At 71.4% G+C, this 17760-nt stretch carries 15 protein-coding genes; 5 read left to right on the top strand and 10 right to left on the bottom strand.

Features of this window, described 5'->3' with window-relative positions:
• Positions 1-20: 20 nt before the first annotated feature.
• Complete coding sequence (locus FHR82_RS31420) at positions 21-986, top strand: zinc-binding alcohol dehydrogenase family protein (protein ID WP_184814654.1); 966 nt, start codon at positions 21-23, stop codon at positions 984-986.
• Positions 987-1088: 102 nt separating this feature from the next.
• On the opposite strand, the gene FHR82_RS45325 is transcribed toward FHR82_RS31420, so the two are convergent.
• Positions 1089-1292 carry a MerR family DNA-binding transcriptional regulator gene (locus FHR82_RS45325; protein ID WP_221464531.1) on the bottom strand — a complete coding sequence of 68 codons (204 nt, stop codon included), beginning with the start codon at positions 1290-1292 and terminating at the stop codon, positions 1089-1091.
• Positions 1293-1418: 126 nt separating this feature from the next.
• Between FHR82_RS45325 and FHR82_RS31410 the strand changes: the two genes are divergently transcribed.
• Positions 1419-2798 (top strand): dihydrolipoyl dehydrogenase family protein, encoded by a 1380-nt coding sequence (locus FHR82_RS31410; RefSeq protein ID WP_184814223.1) that lies wholly within the window; start codon positions 1419-1421, stop codon positions 2796-2798.
• Here FHR82_RS31410 and FHR82_RS31405 read toward each other — a convergent pair.
• Positions 2795-3367, bottom strand: a complete 573-nt coding sequence (locus FHR82_RS31405) for a TetR/AcrR family transcriptional regulator (RefSeq protein ID WP_184814222.1) — start codon at positions 3365-3367, stop codon at positions 2795-2797. The genes FHR82_RS31410 and FHR82_RS31405 overlap by 4 nt on opposite strands.
• Before the next feature lie 74 nt (positions 3368-3441).
• On the opposite strand from FHR82_RS31405, the gene FHR82_RS31400 reads away from it, so the two are divergent.
• Entirely contained in the window at positions 3442-5172 is a 1731-nt protein-coding gene (locus FHR82_RS31400) for an ABC transporter ATP-binding protein (RefSeq protein ID WP_225944120.1), read from the top strand.
• On the opposite strand, the gene FHR82_RS31395 is transcribed toward FHR82_RS31400, so the two are convergent.
• From FHR82_RS31395 to FHR82_RS31385, 3 genes are all read right to left on the bottom strand, one after another.
• Positions 5147-6220 carry a Gfo/Idh/MocA family protein gene (locus FHR82_RS31395; protein ID WP_184814221.1) on the bottom strand — a complete coding sequence of 358 codons (1074 nt, stop codon included), beginning with the start codon at positions 6218-6220 and terminating at the stop codon, positions 5147-5149. The genes FHR82_RS31400 and FHR82_RS31395 overlap by 26 nt on opposite strands.
• Positions 6205-6846: a ThuA domain-containing protein gene (locus tag FHR82_RS31390; protein ID WP_184814220.1), complete on the bottom strand. Its 642-nt coding sequence runs from the start codon at positions 6844-6846 to the stop codon at positions 6205-6207. Before FHR82_RS31390 ends, FHR82_RS31395 begins: the two co-directional genes overlap by 16 nt.
• Before the next feature lie 71 nt (positions 6847-6917).
• Positions 6918-7700: a metal-dependent hydrolase gene (locus FHR82_RS31385; protein WP_184814652.1), complete on the bottom strand. Its 783-nt coding sequence runs from the start codon at positions 7698-7700 to the stop codon at positions 6918-6920.
• 97 nt (positions 7701-7797) lie between these two features.
• Between FHR82_RS31385 and FHR82_RS31380 the strand changes: the two genes are divergently transcribed.
• On the top strand, positions 7798-9033 hold the full coding sequence (locus FHR82_RS31380; RefSeq protein WP_221464530.1) for a pyroglutamyl-peptidase I: 1236 nt from the start codon (positions 7798-7800) through the stop codon (positions 9031-9033).
• On the opposite strand, the gene FHR82_RS31375 is transcribed toward FHR82_RS31380, so the two are convergent.
• From FHR82_RS31375 to FHR82_RS31355, 5 genes are all read right to left on the bottom strand, one after another.
• Positions 9022-9537, bottom strand: a complete 516-nt coding sequence (locus FHR82_RS31375; RefSeq protein WP_184814218.1) for a hypothetical protein — start codon at positions 9535-9537, stop codon at positions 9022-9024. The two genes, FHR82_RS31380 and FHR82_RS31375, sit on opposite strands and share 12 nt — an antisense overlap.
• On the bottom strand, positions 9534-10439 hold the full coding sequence (locus FHR82_RS31370; RefSeq protein WP_184814217.1) for an LLM class F420-dependent oxidoreductase: 906 nt from the start codon (positions 10437-10439) through the stop codon (positions 9534-9536). The genes FHR82_RS31375 and FHR82_RS31370 overlap by 4 nt, the downstream gene beginning before the upstream one ends.
• Before the next feature lie 26 nt (positions 10440-10465).
• Positions 10466-10726, bottom strand: coding sequence for a DUF3040 domain-containing protein (locus tag FHR82_RS31365; protein WP_184814216.1), 261 nt, complete (start codon positions 10724-10726; stop codon positions 10466-10468).
• Positions 10727-10885: 159 nt separating this feature from the next.
• Positions 10886-11227, bottom strand: coding sequence for an STAS domain-containing protein (locus tag FHR82_RS31360; protein WP_184814215.1), 342 nt, complete (start codon positions 11225-11227; stop codon positions 10886-10888).
• A 14-nt stretch (positions 11228-11241) separates the two neighbouring features.
• Positions 11242-13218 (bottom strand): SpoIIE family protein phosphatase, encoded by a 1977-nt coding sequence (locus FHR82_RS31355; protein WP_184814214.1) that lies wholly within the window; start codon positions 13216-13218, stop codon positions 11242-11244.
• A gap of 213 nt (positions 13219-13431) precedes the next feature.
• On the opposite strand from FHR82_RS31355, the gene FHR82_RS31350 reads away from it, so the two are divergent.
• A complete protein-coding gene (locus FHR82_RS31350; RefSeq protein WP_184814213.1) occupies positions 13432-17721 on the top strand; it encodes a HAMP domain-containing protein in 4290 nt (1429 codons plus the stop codon).
• The last annotated feature ends 39 nt before the right edge of the window (positions 17722-17760 follow it).

Here is a 17760-nt window from a genome sequence, read left to right as displayed (position 1 = left end):
GGCCTAACGTAGGTCATGTGATGCGAGCGTGGCGGGCGACCGGGCGGCTGACCGTGCACGAGGTGCCGGTGCCGGCGCCCGCGCCGGGGGAGCTGCTGGTGCGGGTGCGGGCGTGTGGCGTGTGCAGGACGGACCTGCACGTCGTCGACGGCGACCTCCCCGTCCACCGGCCGGATGTCGTGCCAGGGCACGAGACGGTCGGCGAGGTGGTGGCGGCGGCGGCAGGCTTGTTCGCGGTGGGTGACCTCGTCGGCGTCCCGTGGCTGCGGCACACGTGTGGTTCGTGCCGGTTCTGTGTGCGGGACAAGGAGAACCTGTGCCCGTCGTCCCGCTACACGGGGTGGGATGACGATGGCGGGTACGCGGAGTACGCGGTCGTGCCCGCGGACTACGCACTGCGGCTGCCCTCGGGATACTCCGACAGCGAGCTGGCGCCGCTGCTGTGCGCGGGGATCATCGGGTACCACGCGCTGCTGCGGGCGGAGGTGCCGTCGGGCGGCCGGCTGGGGATCTACGGCTTTGGGGGAAGTGCGCACCTGGCGGCGCAGGTGGCCATCGCGCAAGGGGCGGTGGTGCACGTGGTGACCAGGAACCCGGCGGCGCAGGCGCTCGCGCTGTCGCTGGGTGCGGTGTCGGCGTCGGACGAGGCGCCGCCCGAGCCGCTGGACTCGGCGATCAGCTTCGCGCCCGCCGGGGAGCTGGTGCCCAGAGCGCTGGCGGCGCTGGACCGCGGCGGCACCCTCGCGATCGCGGGGATCCATCTGACGGACGTGCCGCCGCTGAACTACCAGGCGCACCTGTTCCAGGACCGCCGGCTGCGCAGCGTCACGTCGAACACGCGGGCACAGGCCAGGGAGTTCCTGGCGTTGGCCGCGGTACATCGCCTGCGAGTGTCCACAACGGACTCTCCGCTGGCCAGGGCGGACCGGGCGCTGCTCGACCTGGCGGAAGGCCGGGTCACCGGCGCGGCGGTCCTGGTGCCGTAGCCGGAAAACCGGGGCCCGAGGCCACCGGCGGGCGCCTCGCCGGTGGGGTCGTGAGTCAGCGGCAGCCCGCCGAGCAGCAGCCAGTGCCGCAGCATCCGTCGATCACCATGAGCTCACCTCCTCCCGGGGTGCGCACCAGTTGCCCGGCTCGGGATCGAGGCGCGGGCCGTCGGTCACCGAGTCGACCAGGTGGACCAGATCGGCGCGGAGGGCGGGAAGCGGTGCGGCCGGCAAACCGGTTCGCTCGTAGTACCGCACGGTGTCGGGAGCGACGCCCGCCGCCGCGGCCAGTTCTGCCACTCGCATGTGCCGACGGTAAACCTTGGACCGCACTCCTATGTCAAGTCGGGACCCGACTAGCCGCGCGACCCCAGGATGCGGCATCGTCAACGCCGCGCGAGGACCAAACCGACGTTGTGGGAGTGATGGTTCATGCCGGGTGCCGAGGTCGATGTGGTCGTGGTCGGGATGGGGCCCGGTGGAGAGGACGTCGGCGCGCGGCTCGCACGGGCCGGGCTCGACGTCGTTGGCGTCGACGGGCGGCTCGTCGGTGGTGAGTGCCCGTACTACGCGTGCATCCCCACCAAGATGATGATCCGGGCCACCGACGCGCTCGGTGAGGCGCGGCGCGTGCCGGTGCTGGCGGGCGCCGTGGACGTCACGCAGGACTGGGCACCCGTGGCGCGCCGGATCCGGGACGAGGCCACCGACAACTGGGACGACCGCGTCGCCGTCGAGCGGTTCGAGCACGCGGGCGGCACGTTCGTGCGTGGCTGGGGCCGGCTCACGGCACCCCGCGAGGTCACCGTCACCACTCCCGACGGGGCCGAGCGCGTGTTCACCGCCCGCCGCGGCGTCGTCCTCAACACCGGCACCGACCCGGCCGTGCCGCCGGTCGACGGGCTCGCCGAGACTCCCTATTGGACCAACCGCGACGCGGTCGCGGTCGAGGAGGTGCCCGGGTCGCTCGTGGTGCTCGGCGGCGGGCCCGTCGGGTGCGAGCTCGCGCAGGTGTTCTCCCGCTTCGGCGCCAAGGTCACGATCGTCCAGCACAGCGACCGGCTGGTCCCCGCCGACGAGCCGGAGGCGGGTGAGCTGCTCGCGACGGCCTTCGCCGACGAGGGCATCACCGTCCGCACGGGCCTGTCCGCCGCGCGGGTCAGCTTCGAGTCCGGCCAGTTCCAGGTGAAGCTCGACAACGGCGAGGTCGTCAACGCGGAGCGCATGCTCGTGGCCGCCGGCCGCAAGACCGACATGAAGGCGCTCGGCGTCGGCGCCGCCGGGCTCGACGACAGTGCACGTGGCGTCACGGTCGACGAGCGGATGCGCGTCGCCGACGGTCTCTGGGCGATCGGCGACATCACCGGCCACGGTGCGTTCACGCACATGTCCATGTACCAGGCCAGGATCGCGGCCGCGGACATCATCGGGGAGGACGACGCCGAGGTCGCCGACTACCGCGCCACCCCGCGCGTCACGTTCACCGACCCGGAGATCGGCTCGGTCGGCCTGAGCGAAGCCGTCGCCCGCGCCAAGGGCCTGAACGTCCGCGTCGGGCTCTCCGAGTTGCAGTACTCCTCGCGCGGGTTCGTCCACAAGGTCGGCAACCAGGGCTTCATCAAGGTCGTCGAGGACGCCGACCGCGGCGTGCTCGTCGGGGCGACGGCCGTGGGGCCCAACGGCGGCGAGGTCCTCGGCGCACTGGTCGTCGCCGTGCACGCCGAGGTGCCGGTGAAACTGCTGCGGCAGATGATCTACGCCTACCCGACGTTCCACCGCGCGATCGAGGACGCGATCGACAAGCTGGCCTAAACCGGCGCGATCGCCTTCGCCAGCGTGCGAAGGCACAGCGTCAGCGCGTCGTGCTTGGGCTTGTCCTGGCTGCGCACCATCTCCCACGCCGTGTACTGCAGGCTCCACAGCACCTGCTGGAACCACTCCGCGGGCAGTTCGGGGTCGATCGTGCCCTCGCGCTGTCCGCGTTCGATGACCCGCAGCAGCACGCGGTCGTCCTCGCTCTCCTCCTGCCACTCCGGCCGGAAGAACAGGTCGGACATGGTGAAGAGCAGGTTCATCACGTCGCCCAGTTCGAAGTACTCCTGGCACAGCCGGGCGAGCGCGCCGGGCGCTGGACCGTCGTCGAGGCGGGCGCGGGCCGTGGCCTGGCCGATCCGCTCCAGCGCGTCCGCGCTGATCGCGTCGATGAGGTCCGAGCGCTCCGGGAAGTAGCGGTGCACGGTGGTGCGGCCGACGTTCGCCGCCGTCGCGATGTCGCCCATCGACGCGTTCGGGGTCCTCGTGAGTGTCTCGATCGCGGCGTCGAGGATCGCGCGCCGGGTCCGCGCACGCACGCCCGTCTCGGCCATCACGCCCTCACTCATGGTCGGTAACCGTACTCGGTCGCCATTGTGGAACTCGCTTGACGATTTTGGAACATTGCTGTTCCATTGTGAGCATGAAGATTCCACATCTGCGGGTGTTGTGGTCGTTCGCGCGACCGCACAAGGGGGCGCTCGTGGTCGGCCTCGTGCTGGCCCTGCTCGGCTCCGCGGCCGGGCTCGCGACGCCGATGGTCACCAAGTGGGTGCTCGACTCGCTCGGCACGTCCGAGTCGCTGGCGGGTCCGGTGCTGACGCTGCTGGCGGTGTTCGTGGTCGGGGCCGCGATCTGGCTGACGCAGTGGATCCTGCTCGGCACGGTCGGCGAGCGAGTGGTGCTGCGGGCGCGGGAGACGATGGTGCGGCGGTTCTTCCGCGCCAAGGTGGCCGAGGTGGCGAAGCGGCCGTCGGGGGAGCTGGTCACCCGGGTCACCTCCGACACGGTGCTGCTGCGGGAGGCGGCGTCCTCCAGCGTGATCGGGCTGATCAACGGCGTGGTGCTGCTGATCGGCACGCTGGTGCTGATGAGCGTGCTCGACAGCGTGCTGCTGCTGACGACCGTCGCGGCGGTGGTCGTCGTGATCATCCTGTTCGCGGTGCTCATGCCGGGCATCGCGAAGGAACAGACGAAGGTGCAGGAGCGGGTCGGCGCGCTCGGCGGCGTGCTGGAGGGCGCGCTGCGCGCGATCCGCACGGTGAAGGCGAGCCGCGCGGAGGACCGGCAGTCCGCGCGGATCATGGTCGACGCGGAGGCGGCCGCGGAGCACGGCGTCCGCGCGGTCCGGCGGACGGCGGTCGCGTGGATGGTGTCGTGGTCGGGCATCCAGCTCGCGATCATCGTGATCCTCGGCGTCGGGGCGTGGCGGGTCGGGGAGGGCCTGCTCGAGGTGTCGAGCCTGATCGCGTTCCTGCTGTACGCGTTCCAGCTGATGGAGCCGATCATGGAGCTGAGCCAGAACATGACGGCACTGCAGTCGGGGATCGCCGCGGCGAAACGGATCCGCGAGGTGGACGCGATCGACGTGGAGACCGACGCACCCGGTGCCGGCGCGGGCACACCGGGCGGCGGCGGACCGGTGCTGGAACTGCGGGACGTGACCGCGGACTACGGCGGTGAGCCGGTGCTGCGGGACGTGTCACTGGTCGTGCCGCGGCGCGGGCACCTCGCGATCGTCGGGCCGTCGGGCGCGGGGAAGACGACGTTGTTCTCGCTGGTGATGCGGTTCCTGGAACCGGCGGGCGGCACGTTGCTGTTCGACGGGCGGCCGTACGGGGAGCAGACGTACGCGGCGGTCCGGTCGCGGCTCGCGTACGTGGAGCAGGAGACACCGATCGTGCCGGGGACGATCCGGGACAACCTGCTGTTCACGCACCCGGACGCCACCGAGGAGGAGCTGCGCAGGGCGCTCGACGAGGTCCGCCTGGCCGACAAGATCGACGCGCTGCCGGAGGGCATGGACACGTCGCTCACGTCGTCGTCGGTCTCGGGTGGTCAACGGCAGCGGATCGCACTGGCGCGGGCGATCCTGCGCACGCCGGAGGTGCTGCTCCTCGACGAGGCGACCGCGCAGGTCGACAGCCTCACCGAGGCCGCGATCCACGACTGCATCCGGCGCCGGGCAGCAGAAGGCGCGGTGGTGACCGTGGCGCACCGCCTGTCCACGGTCATCGATGCCGACACCATCGTGGTGATGGACGACGGCCGCGTCCACGCCCAGGGCACCCACGAGTCGCTGCTGGTGACGAGCCCGCTGTACCGGGACCTGGTGGAGGCCCTGCGGATCAGTACCGTGCCTGCTCCGCTGTGACCGCGGCCGGACGGGGGCAGGTGCTGGCGACGTCCCGTGCCTGCCCCAGTTCTGCCGCTGCCAGCAAGGACTCCATGACGTCCAGCACGTGGTAGGCCACGGCGCCGCTCGCGCGGTGCTCGGTGCCGGTCGCCAGGGCCGCCGCCAGGTCGGCCACCCCGGTGCCGCGGCCGGCGTCCCGGTAGCCCGCGCTCGCCGGGACCGGTTGCCACTCCTTGCCCGGCTCGTACCGGCGCACCTCGCCGTCGAAGCCGTTCGGGTCCGGGACCGACAGGGAACCGTCCGTGCCGTACACCTCGATGCGCGGCAGGTCCGCGGCCCACACGTCGAAGCTCATCATCAACGTCGTGATCGCGCCGTTCTCGTGTTCCAGCACGCCCGCCACGTGCGTGGCCACCTCGACCGGGAACTCCGTGCCCGCCCGAGGACCGCTCCCGATCACCCGGGACGCGCGCGGGGCCGACGCGAAACCCGTCACCCGCCGCACCGGGCCCAGCAGCGTCACCAGCGCGGTCAGGTAGTACGGCCCCATGTCGAGCAGCGGCCCGCCCCCCGGCCGGTAGTAGAACTCCGGGTCCGGGTGCCAGCGTTCGTGCCCCGGCGTCACCATGAACGCCGTCGCCGCCACCGGCGTGCCGATCGCGCCCTCGTCGAGGCACCGCCGCGCGGTCTGCGTGCCCGTGCCCAGCACGGTGTCCGGCGCGCACCCCACGCGCACCCCGGCCGCGGCCGCCGCCGACAGCACCTCCTGTCCCTCCGAAGTGGACAGTGCGAGCGGCTTCTCGCCGTACACGTGCTTCCCCGCGCCGATCGCCGACAGCGCGACCTCCGCGTGCGCCTGCGGGATCGTCAGGTTCAGCACCAGGTCCACGTCGTCGGCCGCGTACAGCTCCCGCGGCCGCAGCATCCGCACGTCCGGCACCACCCGCGCCGGGTCCAGGTCCGCGGCCGCCACGAGCGACACCCCGGGCAGCCGGGGGAGCGTCTCCAGGTACTGGCGGCTGATGTTGCCGATCCCGACGATCCCGACCCTCAGCGCGTCGCCCACAGCAGACCTCTCGTGATCGTCTCGTGCACGGCGGGCAGCTCAAGGTCGGCCATCCGGTGCCCGATCGTGGTCACGAACACCCGGCCCTCGCCGTGCTGCCGCACCCACGTGACCGGCATCGTCGGCGTGCCGATCTCCGGCCGGTCCGGGTCGGGCAGGAACTCGGTGGTCGCCAGGACCTCGTTGCCCGGGTCCGCGTGCACGTAGTACTGCTCGCTGTGCACCACGTACGGCGCCACGTCCGCCACGATCTCGTGCCCGCCGACCGGGTGCACCACGTACGACAGGAAGTCCTTGTGGTGGTGGATGAACTGGCCGCCGGTCAGCAGGTGGTAGCCGGGCTGGTCGCGGAACGCGTCCACGATCCCGCCGTGCCAGCCGGCGAACCCGGTGCCCGCGCGCACCGCGGTGAGCAGCCCGGACAGCTGGTCGCCGGTGATCGTGCCCATCGTCCAGTTCTGGACGATCAGGTCGACACCGGACAGATCGTCGAGGTATGAGTCCAAAGTGGACGACGTGGTCACCGCGTAGTCCTTTTCGGAAAGGAACTTCGCGTACCGGTCGGTCGTCGCGACCGGGTCGTGACCCTCCCAGCCGCCACGCACCACGAGCGCTCGCTTGCTCATCGTCACCGCCAGCCGTGTCGGGGCAGAAGTACTCCCACACTATCCGGCTGACGGCACCGCACAAGATCTTCTCACCGCGCGGCCTCCACGGGCGGGGTGAACATCCGCTCGATGAAGTCGGCGCCGAACTCCCACGCGCCCGGGATGAGCAGCAAGCCGAGGACCACGAACACCGGGAACACCACCATCCGCTCCACGCGCTTGCCCGTGCGCAGGCGCAACGCCTTCGGGGGCCGCAGCTCGTACCACGTCTCGCCCGCGATGGGGATCGGGAACAGGAACGGGCAGCCGGACTCGGTGATCGCGTCGCCGAGGCAGTGGGTGACGCAGCCGACCGCGACCGCGATGCCCATCAGGCCGGACAGCTCACCCAGATCGGCCAGCGGGTCGGGTCCCGCTGTGTTGAGCCACCACACGACCGCCGCCGCGGAGACGATGATCATCCAGTCGCCGAGGGCGTCCTGGGCCAGCAGCAACCCGAGCACCGCGACAGCCGCGACCGCGTACGGGCCACCCGCTTCCGTGCCCGCGCTGGCCGCGAGACCCAGCCCCACCGCGAACAGCACGGTGTGGGACAGGTGCCGGTGGGTGCCCTTCTTCCGTTCGTCGCGGGGGCCCTTGGTGACCGCGTACAGCCCCGCGGAGGCGTGGCGCAGCAACCACGACACCACGCGGGAGATCGGGCCGAGCAGCTTCGACGCGCGCGCGTGCGGGTGGTCGAGGTCCGGCAGCAACGCGAAACCCGAGGTGGTGACGGCGAACAACACCGCCTGCTCGATCGAGGTGGCGCCGACGAACTGCGCCACCCCGAGCCCCGCGCACCACCCGGTCAGCGCGTGCGTGCGGCCCATCATCGGCGGTGCCCCCCTCGGCTCGACAGTGAAGATCAATTATGCCGTGTGTTCGAAAACGAACCTTCACGGCATGCCGGAGTGCGCGAGGATGACCGGCATGAGAGTTCGCACCCTGCTTGCGGCCGCCTTCCTCGGGCTGGCCGGAACACTCGTCCCGACCGTCACCGCATCCGCCGCGCCGACCTGCGCGGATCCGGCCGCGCCGCTCACCGTCTCCGAGCAGCGCCTCGCACTGCCCGCGACCGGGGAGATCCTGCGGCGCAGCGGGTTCGACCGCTTCGGGCGCGTGTTCACACCGTCGTTGTGCCTGCTGCCGAACAACCGCGCCGCCACCGCGGCGATCGGTGTCCAGGGCCGCGCGCTGTGGGCCGCCGCGGTGGCGCGGGCACAGGGCAAGCTGCCGCCGGGCACGCTGCCGGTGACCGACGACCGCCCGCTGTACTGGGCACGGCTGCAGCTCACGAAGGCGTTGCGGCAGTGGACACCGTCGTTCGCGCTGTCGCCCGCCGACCGCACGGCGCTGATCGACGTGCTGGAGAAGACGTCCCGCGGCCAGGACACGATCTCCTACCCGCGTGCCGAGCTGAAGGTGCTGGTCACCGGCTTCGACCCGTTCCAGCTGGACCAGGACATCCGGCGCAGCAACCCGTCCGGCGTCAGCGCGCTCGCACTCGACGGCACCGTGATCGACACCGCGGCTGGCCCGGCACGCGTCGAGACCGCGATGTTCCCGGTGCTGTGGGACCCGTTCGCGGCCGGCGTGGTGGAGCGGACGATCCAGCCGTGGCTGCCCAAGGTCGACCTGTTCACCACGATCAGCCAGGGCCGCGTCGGCCGGTTCGACGTCGAGCGGTACAACGGCCGCTGGCGCGGCGGTTTCCCGGACAACGACAACCTGTCGCGCACCGAGGTGATCCCGATCCCGGCTGGTGTGCCGACCGTGCTCCCCGCACCGGAGTTCGTGCCGACGACCCTCCCGTACGCGGCGATCGTCGCGGCCCCGACCGGCCGTTTCCCCGTGCTGGACAACACGTCCGTGACCGAGATCCCGGCGGGCCAGACCACGCCGGTGGTGTCGCCGACCGGGCCCACGCCGGGCTCCGTGGCGCGCGCGGGCGGTGGCGGCGACTACCTGTCGAACGAGATCGCGTACCGGGCGACCCTGCTGCGGGACGCCCTGGGCCTGACCACACCCGGCGGGCACCTGCACACCCCGGTGCTGCAGTTCGGTCCCGGCAACACGACCGAGCTGACGGACCCGGTGTTCGAACAGAACCAGCGCGACATCGTCGACCAGATCCGCGCCGTGCTGAAGGTGGCACTAGAGGCGTGACCGCAGGTAGGGGATGAGGTAGCGCAGGGCCTGGGCGGCGTCGAGGGTGGCGCCGCGCACGACCGCCCAGGCCCGGGGCCGCCCCCGCGCGGTGTCCCCGGCTTCGAACGGCGGCGCGCCCGCACCGCCGCGCCTGACGTGGAACGACGGCGCGCCGCGGAACCCGGGCAGCGGCGCGGGTTCCCCGGCGGCGGCGAAGAACGCGCTCGCGGCGTCGCGCACCGGCCCGGCGGCCGCGTGCGTGACCACGACGTCCCCGCCGCCGCCGACGAGCACGACGACCGCGGGGTCGTACCGGTCCCGCAGCACCTCGAACGAAGCGGTGCCCGATGGCGCGACCACGAGATAGGTCACGCCGGCGGGCACCGCCATCCGTCCGGTGTGAAACCGCCGCCCCCTGGCGATCCCGAGCACGTCGAGCACCACCCCGGTCTCCCCGGCGACCGCCGCGATGACGCCGACGTGCCACCCGTCGCCGAGCGCGGCGGGTCCACGCCGGCTCATCCCAGCAGCGGGCGGACTTCGGACGCGATCAGGTCCAGGTGTTCCAGGTCGGTCATGTCGAGGAACTGCAGGTAGATCCGCGACGCGCCGGCCTCGGCGAACTCGCGGAGCCTGTTCGCCGCCTCCTCCGGGGTGCCCGCGACACTGTTGGCCCGCAGTTCCTCCGGGTCGCGGCCGATGGCGGCCGCGCGGCGGGTGAACTCGGCGTCGTTCTTGCCGACGCACGTGGTGACCGCGGCCGAGTAGACCAGTTCACGACCCGCGGCGGCCGCGCGGACGCGGCCGAACTGCTCCGCCGTCGCCGAGACCGACGCGAACGGGATGTTGAACTCGTGCGCGTACTTCGCGGCCAGGGCGGGGGTGCGGACGGGGCCGTGTCCGCCGACGATCACCGGGATCGGGGACTGGACGGGCTTCGGCAGCGCAGGGGAGTCCGTGAGCTGGTAGTACTTCCCGTCGAACGAGTACCGCTCACCGGACGGCGTGGCCCACAGGCCCGTCACGATCTCGAGCTGTTCCTCGAGCCGGGCGTGGCGGGCGGTGGGGAACGGGATGCCGTACGCGCTGTGCTCCGCCTCGAACCAGCCCGCGCCGAGGCCGACCTCGACGCGGCCGCCGGACATCTGGTCCACCTGTGCCACCTGGATCGCGAGCACGCCGGGCAGGCGGAACGTCCCCGCGGTGACCATGGTGCCCAGCCGGATCGTGGACGTCTCCCTGGCGAGCCCCGCGAGCGTCACCCACGCGTCGGTGGGGCCGGGGAGGCCGTCGCCGGACATCGCGAGGTAGTGGTCGGAGCGGAACCAGGCCGAGAAGCCGAGTTCCTCGCTCGCCTTCGCCATCGCGAGCTGGGTGTCGTAGGAGGCGCCCTGCTGCGGCTCGGTCATGATGCGGAGATCCATGACCGACATTCTGCGCCTCGGCGGCGTTACGCGTGCGCGGCCAGGTGCAGGCAGCCCGCGACGCCGAGCACGAGAATGGCGAACACCATGAGGACGGCACTCGCGGCGACGGCGCCGACGACGAACATCAGTACGCCGACGATGTCGACGGCGACCCGGCCCGCTGACTGCAGCCTGTCGTGCTGCGGCGGCCGGTGGTCACGCAACATCCTGGTGAACGCCGGATCGGACTCCTCGAACCAGCGTTCGATCTCCTGCAGATGCCGGTCTTCGTCGTGGCTGAGCATGGCGACTCCCACGCTTGGTGGCCAGGCCCCGCCCCGGCCCCGCTGTTCTGTTGCGGCCGGGGTAACCCGTTCTCCGCGTTTCAAACCCTTCGGCGTGGAACGCTTCCGTGTCCGGCCTTCGCGGCTCAATCCCTCAGCTCAATCCCTCAGCTCAAATCCTCAGTGGTACCGGCGTGCGTCGGCCACCGAGTCGTACACGGTGAACATGTCCTCGGTCCGTGTCAGCTCCATCGTCCTCTTCACGAGCGGTCCTGGCACCAGCGCGAGCCGGACGCCGCTCGTCTCGGCCAGGTTCGTCAGGCGGACCAGGGTCGCGAGACCGAGCGACCCGAAGAACGTCACGTCGGTCAGGTCGACCACGACGCAGGGGGTGCCGTCCAGGTAGTCCTCGAGCGCTGTCGCCAGTTCGGGAGCGCTGACCAGGTCGATCTCGCCGAGCACGGTCAGGACCACGCAGTCCGGCGCCGGTCTCGCGATACGCAACCGCACGTGCTCTGACACTGGGGTGTTCCTTTCTACGCCTGTGAGGGGACCTGCACGGCCACGATCGCGATGTCGTCGCGGTGCGGCTCGGGGGAGAAGTCGTCGACGGCCTGCCGCACCGCCGTGATGACGCCGTCCGCGGTGCGGGGCGAGGCACGGCGCAGTGCGTCGGCGAGCCGGTCCGGACCGAACAGGTCCACGCCGCGGCGGTGTTCGGTCACGCCGTCGGTGTAGAACACGAGCGTGTCGCCCGCCATCAGCACGTGCCGGGTCGGGTGTACCGCGAACCGGCGCACCAGCCCGACCGCGCTGCCGTGCGTGCCGAGGTAGCTGACCGTTCCGTCCCCGTGCACCAGCGCGGGCTGTTCGTGGCCTGCGAGCACCAGCTCCACGGCCAGCGACACCGGCGTGGTGTCCTGGCGGGTGATCAGCGCCAGCGCGACGGTCGCGAACTGGGACGGGTCGCCCGCCTCCAGCATCATCTCGTTGAGCAGCTCGAAGGTCCGGTCCAGCGGCTGGCCGTCGCGCAGCAGGACACGCAGCACGTCCCGGACCAGGCCGGTGCGGGCGGCGGCGCGCGGGCCCTTGCCGCACACGTCGCCCACGACCGTCAGCCAGCGGCCCGGGCTGAGCGCCAGCACGTCGTAGAAGTCGCCGCCCACGTCCGCACCCGCGCTCACCGGCAGGTACGCGGCCGCGAACCGCACGCCCTCCGCGGTCGGCAGCGCGCGGGGGAGCAGCGCCTGCTGCAGCGCCTGGGACGTCGCCGCGTGCGCGCTGTCGCGTTGCGCGTTGTCGAGCGACTGCGCGGCGCGGCGGGCGAGCTCGGTGAGGATCAGCAGTTCCTCGGGCCGGTGCACGCGGTCGACGGGCCTGCCGACGCTGACCGTGCCGATGGCGCGGCCACCGACCCGCAGCGGCACCGCGACCGCGTCGAGGGGTGAGCCGAGCCCGGCGGCCTGCGTGCGCTCGGCGAGCAGGGTGGTCAGCGCGCCGTCGGCCTCGGTGAGCGGCGCGAGCTCCAGCCGCAGCTCGTTCAGCTCGTCCTCGCGCACATGGGTGAGCGCCTCGAGCCGCAGCCTGCCCCGGTCGTCCAGCAGGTGCAGCGCACACCACCGGCCGAGCCGAGGAACCAGCACCTGCGGCACGATCGCCGCGGTCAGCCGCACGTCGAGGGAGTTGCCGAACATCTCGGTCGCCTCGGCCAGGTACGACATCCACAGCCACTGCTCGCGGTCCGCGCTGTGCTGTTTGTCCGCTTCGACGGCGAGCGTGACGCGCTGCGCGGTCAGGGCGGCCAGCTCTGCGGCGTCCGCGACGCCGGTGTACACGGCCAGGCGCCCGGACCTCGGTGGCTCGAGCGGCAGTGGCACGGTCACCACGTCGTCGCCCGCCTTCTCGCCGTAGGTGGCGAGAAGGTCCTCACCGGTGTCGTCCGCCAGCACCACCGCGCCGCCGGAGGCATCGAGCACGTCGCACAGGCGGCGGAGCAGCTCGGTGACCAGGACCGGCAGCGGCGACGGCGGTGCGGGCAGGTGCAACAGCCAGCGGGCGGTGTCCGGGTCGGGCCATACCCACTCCGGCGACGCGACGGGCGCGGGCGTCACAGGAGCCGGGGCGGTGGCCCGCAGCGTGAACCACACGTGGTGCCCGTCGCTGTCGTGCCTGCTGCCCCACGCGGCGGCGATCCCGTCGACCAGCACCAGCCCCCGGCCGTGGGAGGCGCGGCGGGTGCCGGGGGCCGGTGGCACGGACCTGCGCAGCTCCATCGGCGTCGAGCCCTGGTCGGTGACCGACAGGGTGAGTTCGACGCCGTCCGCGGCGACGTCGACCGCGAAGCCGGTGCCCGCGTGCAGCACCGCGTTCTCGCACAGCTCGCTGACGAGCAGCACCGCGTCGCCGGCCAGCTCGTCGAGCCCGGCCTCGGTCAGCGCGGCCCGGACGAACCGGCGCGCGGAACTGGGCGCACCGGCATCACCGGGGAACCTGGCACGTCGCTTGAACCGCACGGTCAGCAGTCTGCCGGTGGTGGGGACGGACGGTGGTGATGGGGTCGAACGGAGCTTGCGGAGTGAGCATCAGGTTCGACGGAGCTTGCGGAGTGAGCATCAGGTTCGACGGAGCTTGCGGAGTGAGCATCCGTTCTGCTCCCTGCTCGTTCCCGGTCCGAATCACCCACGTCCGTAGACTCCTGTGCAAGCGCGAACTACTGGAGGCGACTCATGGCCGCACCAGACGTCACGGCCCCCCAGCACGACCTCGACGGTCTGCTGGAGGAGCTCGTGGCGGCGACGACCGCCGTCCGCAAAGGTCAGTTCGACGTGCGCCTCGCACGTCGGACCGGCCTCGCGGGCCAGGTCGTGGACGGTTTCAACTCGGTGGTGGAGCTGCAGGAGCGCCGCAACCGCGACCTGTTGCGCATCAGCCGGGTCGTCGGCCGCGAGGGCCGGATGCTGGAGCGGATGGACTCCGACCAGCTCGACGGGGCGTGGGCGTCCGGTGCGGCGGCGGTGAACTCGCTGATCGACGACCTCGCCCGGCCGACCTCGGAGATCGCCCGCGTGATCGCGGCCGTCGCGGAGGGTGACCTTTCGCAGCACATGGCCCTGGAGATCGAGGGCAGGCCGCTGCGGGGCGAGTTCGACCGGATCGGGCGAACCGTGAACACGATGGTGGACCAGCTGTCGTCGTTCGCCGACGAGGTCACCAGGGTGGCGCGCGAGGTGGGCACCGAGGGGATTCTCGGTGGTCAGGCCGACGTGCACGGCGTGTCCGGCACCTGGCGGGCGCTCACCGACTCGGTGAACACGATGGCGTCCAACCTGACCAACCAGGTGCGGTCGATCTCGACGGCGGCGACGGCCATCGCCCGCGGCGACCTGTCCCGCAAGATCACCGTCAGCGCGCGCGGCGAGATCGCGGAGCTGGCCGAGACGATCAACTCGCTGACCGACACGCTGCGGGTGTTCGCGCACGAGGTCACCCGCGTCGCCCGCGAGGTGGGCACCGAGGGCCGTCTCGGCGGTCAGGCGACCGTGCCGAACGTGGCCGGGACGTGGAAGGACCTGACCGACGCGGTGAACCAGCTCGCCGCGAACCTCACCGACCAGGTCCGCAACATCGCCCAGGTCACGACGGCGGTGGCGAAGGGTGACCTGTCGCAGAAGATCACGGTCGACGCGCGCGGCGAGATGGTGGCGCTCAAGGACACCGTGAACACGATGGTGGACCAGCTGTCGTCGTTCGCCGACGAGGTCACCAGAGTGGCGCGCGAGGTGGGCACCGAGGGCCAGCTCGGCGGGCAGGCACAGGTCGAGGGCGTGTCCGGGACCTGGCGGAACCTGACCGAGAGCGTGAACCAGCTGGCGGGGAACCTGACCGACCAGGTCCGCAACATCGCGCAGGTGACGACGGCGGTGGCGAAGGGCGACCTGTCGCAGAAGATCACGGTGGAAGCGCAGGGCGAGATCCTGGCGCTGAAGTCGACGGTGAACACGATGGTGGACCAGCTGTCGTCGTTCGCCGACGAGGTAACGCGCGTGGCGCGTGAGGTGGGCACGCAGGGCAAGCTGGGTGGTCAGGCGCAGGTGAAGGGCGTCGCGGGTACGTGGCGCGACCTCACCGACAACGTGAACAACATGGCGTCGAACCTGACCGGCCAGGTGCGGAACATCGCCCAGGTCGCGACCGCGGTGGCCGAGGGTGACCTGTCGCAGAAGATCACGGTGGACGCGCAGGGCGAGATCCTGGCGCTGAAGTCGACGGTGAACATCATGGTGGACCAGCTGTCGTCGTTCGCGGACGAGGTAACGCGGGTGGCGCGTGAGGTGGGCACGGAAGGCAAGCTGGGTGGTCAGGCGCAGGTCAAGGGCGTCGCGGGTACGTGGCGCGACCTCACCGACACGGTGAACTACATGGCGTCGAACCTGACCGGCCAGGTGCGGAACATCGCGCAGGTGACGACGGCGGTGGCGAGGGGTGACCTGTCGCAGAAGATCACCGTGGACGCGCAGGGCGAGATCCTCGAGCTGAAGTCGACCGTCAACACGATGGTGGACCAGCTGTCGTCGTTCGCGGACGAGGTGACCCGTGTGGCCCGTGAGGTGGGCACGGAAGGCAAGCTGGGTGGTCAGGCGCAGGTCAAGGGCGTCGCGGGCACGTGGCGCGACCTCACCGACAACGTCAACTACATGGCGTCCAACCTGACCAGCCAGGTCCGCAACATCGCCCAGGTCGCGACCGCGGTGGCGCAGGGTGACCTGAAGCAGAAGATCACCGTCGACGCGCAGGGGGAGATCCTGGCGCTGAAGTCGACGGTGAACATCATGGTGGACCAGCTGTCGTCGTTCGCGGACGAGGTCACCCGCGTGGCGCGTGAGGTGGGCACGGAAGGCAAGCTGGGTGGTCAGGCGCAGGTGAAGGGGGTCGCGGGCACCTGGCGCGACCTGACCGAGAACGTGAACCAGCTCGCGACCACGCTCACCATCCAGCTCCGCGCGATCGCGGGCGTGTCGACGGCCGTGACCCGCGGCGACCTGACCCAGCAGATCGGCGTGCAGGCCAGCGGCGAGGTCGCCGAGCTGAAGGACAACATCAACCAGATGATCGTGACGCTCCGCGAGACCACGGCGGAGAACGCGAACCAGAACTGGCTCGACTCCAACCTCGCCCGCATCGGCGGTCTGCTGCAGGGCCAGCGCGACCTCACCGCCGTCTGCCAGATGATCATGAACGAGGTCGTGCCGCTGGTGAACGGCCAGGCCGGCGCGTTCTTCCTGGGTGCCGACGGCGGCGTCCCGGAGTGGCGGCTCGCCGCGTCCTACGGTCTCGGCACCGACGACGTCCAGGTCAGCTTCGGCCACGGCGAGGGCCTCGTCGGGCAGGCCGGGGTGACCAAGCAGCCGATCGTCGTGCGCGACTCGCGGGCCGGTTTCACCCCGATCCGGTCCGGCATGGGCACGTTCACGCCGTCCGCGCTGGCCGAGGTGCCGGTGCTGGTCGAGGGCGAACCGGTCGGCGTGCTGGAGATCGCGTCCGTCGGCGACTACTCCGAGCTGCACCTGGCGTTCCTGGAACGGCTCGTGCAGACCGTCGGCGTCGCGATCAACACGATCCGCGCGAACCTGCGCACCGAGGAGCTGCTCGGCCAGTCGCAGCGGCTCGCGGCGGAGCTGCAGAACCAGTCGGCGGAGCTCCAGCGCACCAACGCGGAGCTGGAGGACAAGGCTGCGCTGCTGGGGGAGCAGAACCGCAACATCGAGATCAAGAACCTGGAGATCGAGGCGGCGCGGCGGCGCGTGGAGGAGAACGCGCAGCAGCTCGCGCTCGCGAGCCAGTACAAGTCCGAGTTCTTCGCGAACATGAGCCACGAGCTGCGCACGCCGCTGAACTCGTTGCTGCTGCTGGCCCGCCTGCTCGCGGACAACCCGGACGAGAACCTGTCGCCGAAGCAGATCGAGTTCGCCACGACGATCCACAACGCGGGCACCGACCTGCTCGCGTTGATCGACGACATCCTCGACCTGTCGAAGATCGAGGCGGGCCGGGTGACGATCGAACCCGGCACCGTGGACCTCGCGGAGGTGGTGGCCGACGCGCGGCGGGCGTTCGGCGCGCAGGCCGAGGAGAAGGGCCTGGCGTTCGAGGTGCTGGTCGAGGACGGGACACCGGCGTCGGTGGTCACCGACGCGCAGCGGCTCGGGCAGATCCTGCGCAACCTGCTGTCGAATGCGGTGAAGTTCACCGAGCGCGGCACGGTCAGGCTCACCGTCTCGCCGAAGGGCGCCGACGCGGTCGAGTTCTCCGTGCGGGACACGGGGATCGGCATCTCCGACGAGAAGTTCGAGATGATCTTCGAGGCGTTCCAGCAGGCCGACGGCACCACCAGCAGGCGCTACGGCGGCACCGGGCTCGGCCTGTCGATCTCCAAGGAGCTGGCCAGGCTGCTCGGCGGCTCGATCTCCGTGGAGTCCACACTGGGCGCCGGCTCGACGTTCGCGTTGTTCGTGCCGGTGATGCTGCCCGGCGTCGCGCCGAAACGGCTCACCCCGCTCGCCACCACCGAGGAGGGGCTGCCCTCGATCGGCACCCCGATCCTGCGACCCGCCGTCGGGGTGCCCGCGGTCGCCCGCGAGCTGACCGGGGTGACCGTCCTGCTCGTCGACGACGACGTGCGGAACGCGTTCGCGCTGACCAGTGCGCTGGAACTGCACGGGATGTCCGTGCTGTACGCGGACAACGGCGCCGACGGGGTGCGGCTGCTCGGCGAGCACCCGGAGGTCGACATCGTCCTGATGGACGCGATGATGCCGAACATGGACGGGAACGAGACCACGCGGCGCATCCGGCAGCTGCCCGCCGGCGCGCAGACCCCGGTGGTGTTCCTGACCGCCAAGGCGATGCCGGAGGACCGGGAGGCGAGCCTCGCGGCGGGTGCGGACGACTACGTCACCAAACCGGTCGACCTGGACCAGCTGCTCGACGTGGTGTCGTCGTGGGCGGTGGCGGGGTGAGCGGAGCTTGCGGAGCGTTCCCGTGCCGCGAAGCGGGCG

Origin of the sequence: Actinophytocola algeriensis, from assembly GCF_014203735.1 — a bacterium.
Taxonomy (GTDB): domain Bacteria; phylum Actinomycetota; class Actinomycetes; order Mycobacteriales; family Pseudonocardiaceae; genus Actinophytocola; species Actinophytocola algeriensis.
This window is presented reverse-complemented; position numbering and strand designations above follow the sequence as displayed.

Bases quoted from the DNA above. Each gene is read 5' to 3' on its own strand.
- FHR82_RS31350 (WP_184814213.1), top strand. From the start codon at position 13,432: ATGGCCGCACCAGACGTCACGGCCCCCCAGCACGACCTCGACGGTCTG.
- FHR82_RS31390 (WP_184814220.1), bottom strand. From the start codon at position 6,846: ATGAGCAAGCGAGCGCTCGTGGTGCGTGGCGGCTGGGAGGGTCACGAC.
- FHR82_RS31410 (WP_184814223.1), top strand. From the start codon at position 1,419: ATGCCGGGTGCCGAGGTCGATGTGGTCGTGGTCGGGATGGGGCCCGGT.
- FHR82_RS31385 (WP_184814652.1), bottom strand. From the start codon at position 7,700: ATGATGGGCCGCACGCACGCGCTGACCGGGTGGTGCGCGGGGCTCGGG.
- FHR82_RS31420 (WP_184814654.1), top strand. From the start codon at position 21: ATGCGAGCGTGGCGGGCGACCGGGCGGCTGACCGTGCACGAGGTGCCG.
- FHR82_RS31380 (WP_221464530.1), top strand. From the start codon at position 7,798: ATGAGAGTTCGCACCCTGCTTGCGGCCGCCTTCCTCGGGCTGGCCGGA.
- FHR82_RS45325 (WP_221464531.1), bottom strand. From the start codon at position 1,292: ATGCGAGTGGCAGAACTGGCCGCGGCGGCGGGCGTCGCTCCCGACACC.
- FHR82_RS31400 (WP_225944120.1), top strand. From the start codon at position 3,442: ATGAAGATTCCACATCTGCGGGTGTTGTGGTCGTTCGCGCGACCGCAC.
- FHR82_RS31375 (WP_184814218.1), bottom strand. From the start codon at position 9,537: ATGAGCCGGCGTGGACCCGCCGCGCTCGGCGACGGGTGGCACGTCGGC.
- FHR82_RS31405 (WP_184814222.1), bottom strand. From the start codon at position 3,367: ATGAGTGAGGGCGTGATGGCCGAGACGGGCGTGCGTGCGCGGACCCGG.
- FHR82_RS31370 (WP_184814217.1), bottom strand. From the start codon at position 10,439: ATGGATCTCCGCATCATGACCGAGCCGCAGCAGGGCGCCTCCTACGAC.
- FHR82_RS31365 (WP_184814216.1), bottom strand. From the start codon at position 10,726: ATGCTCAGCCACGACGAAGACCGGCATCTGCAGGAGATCGAACGCTGG.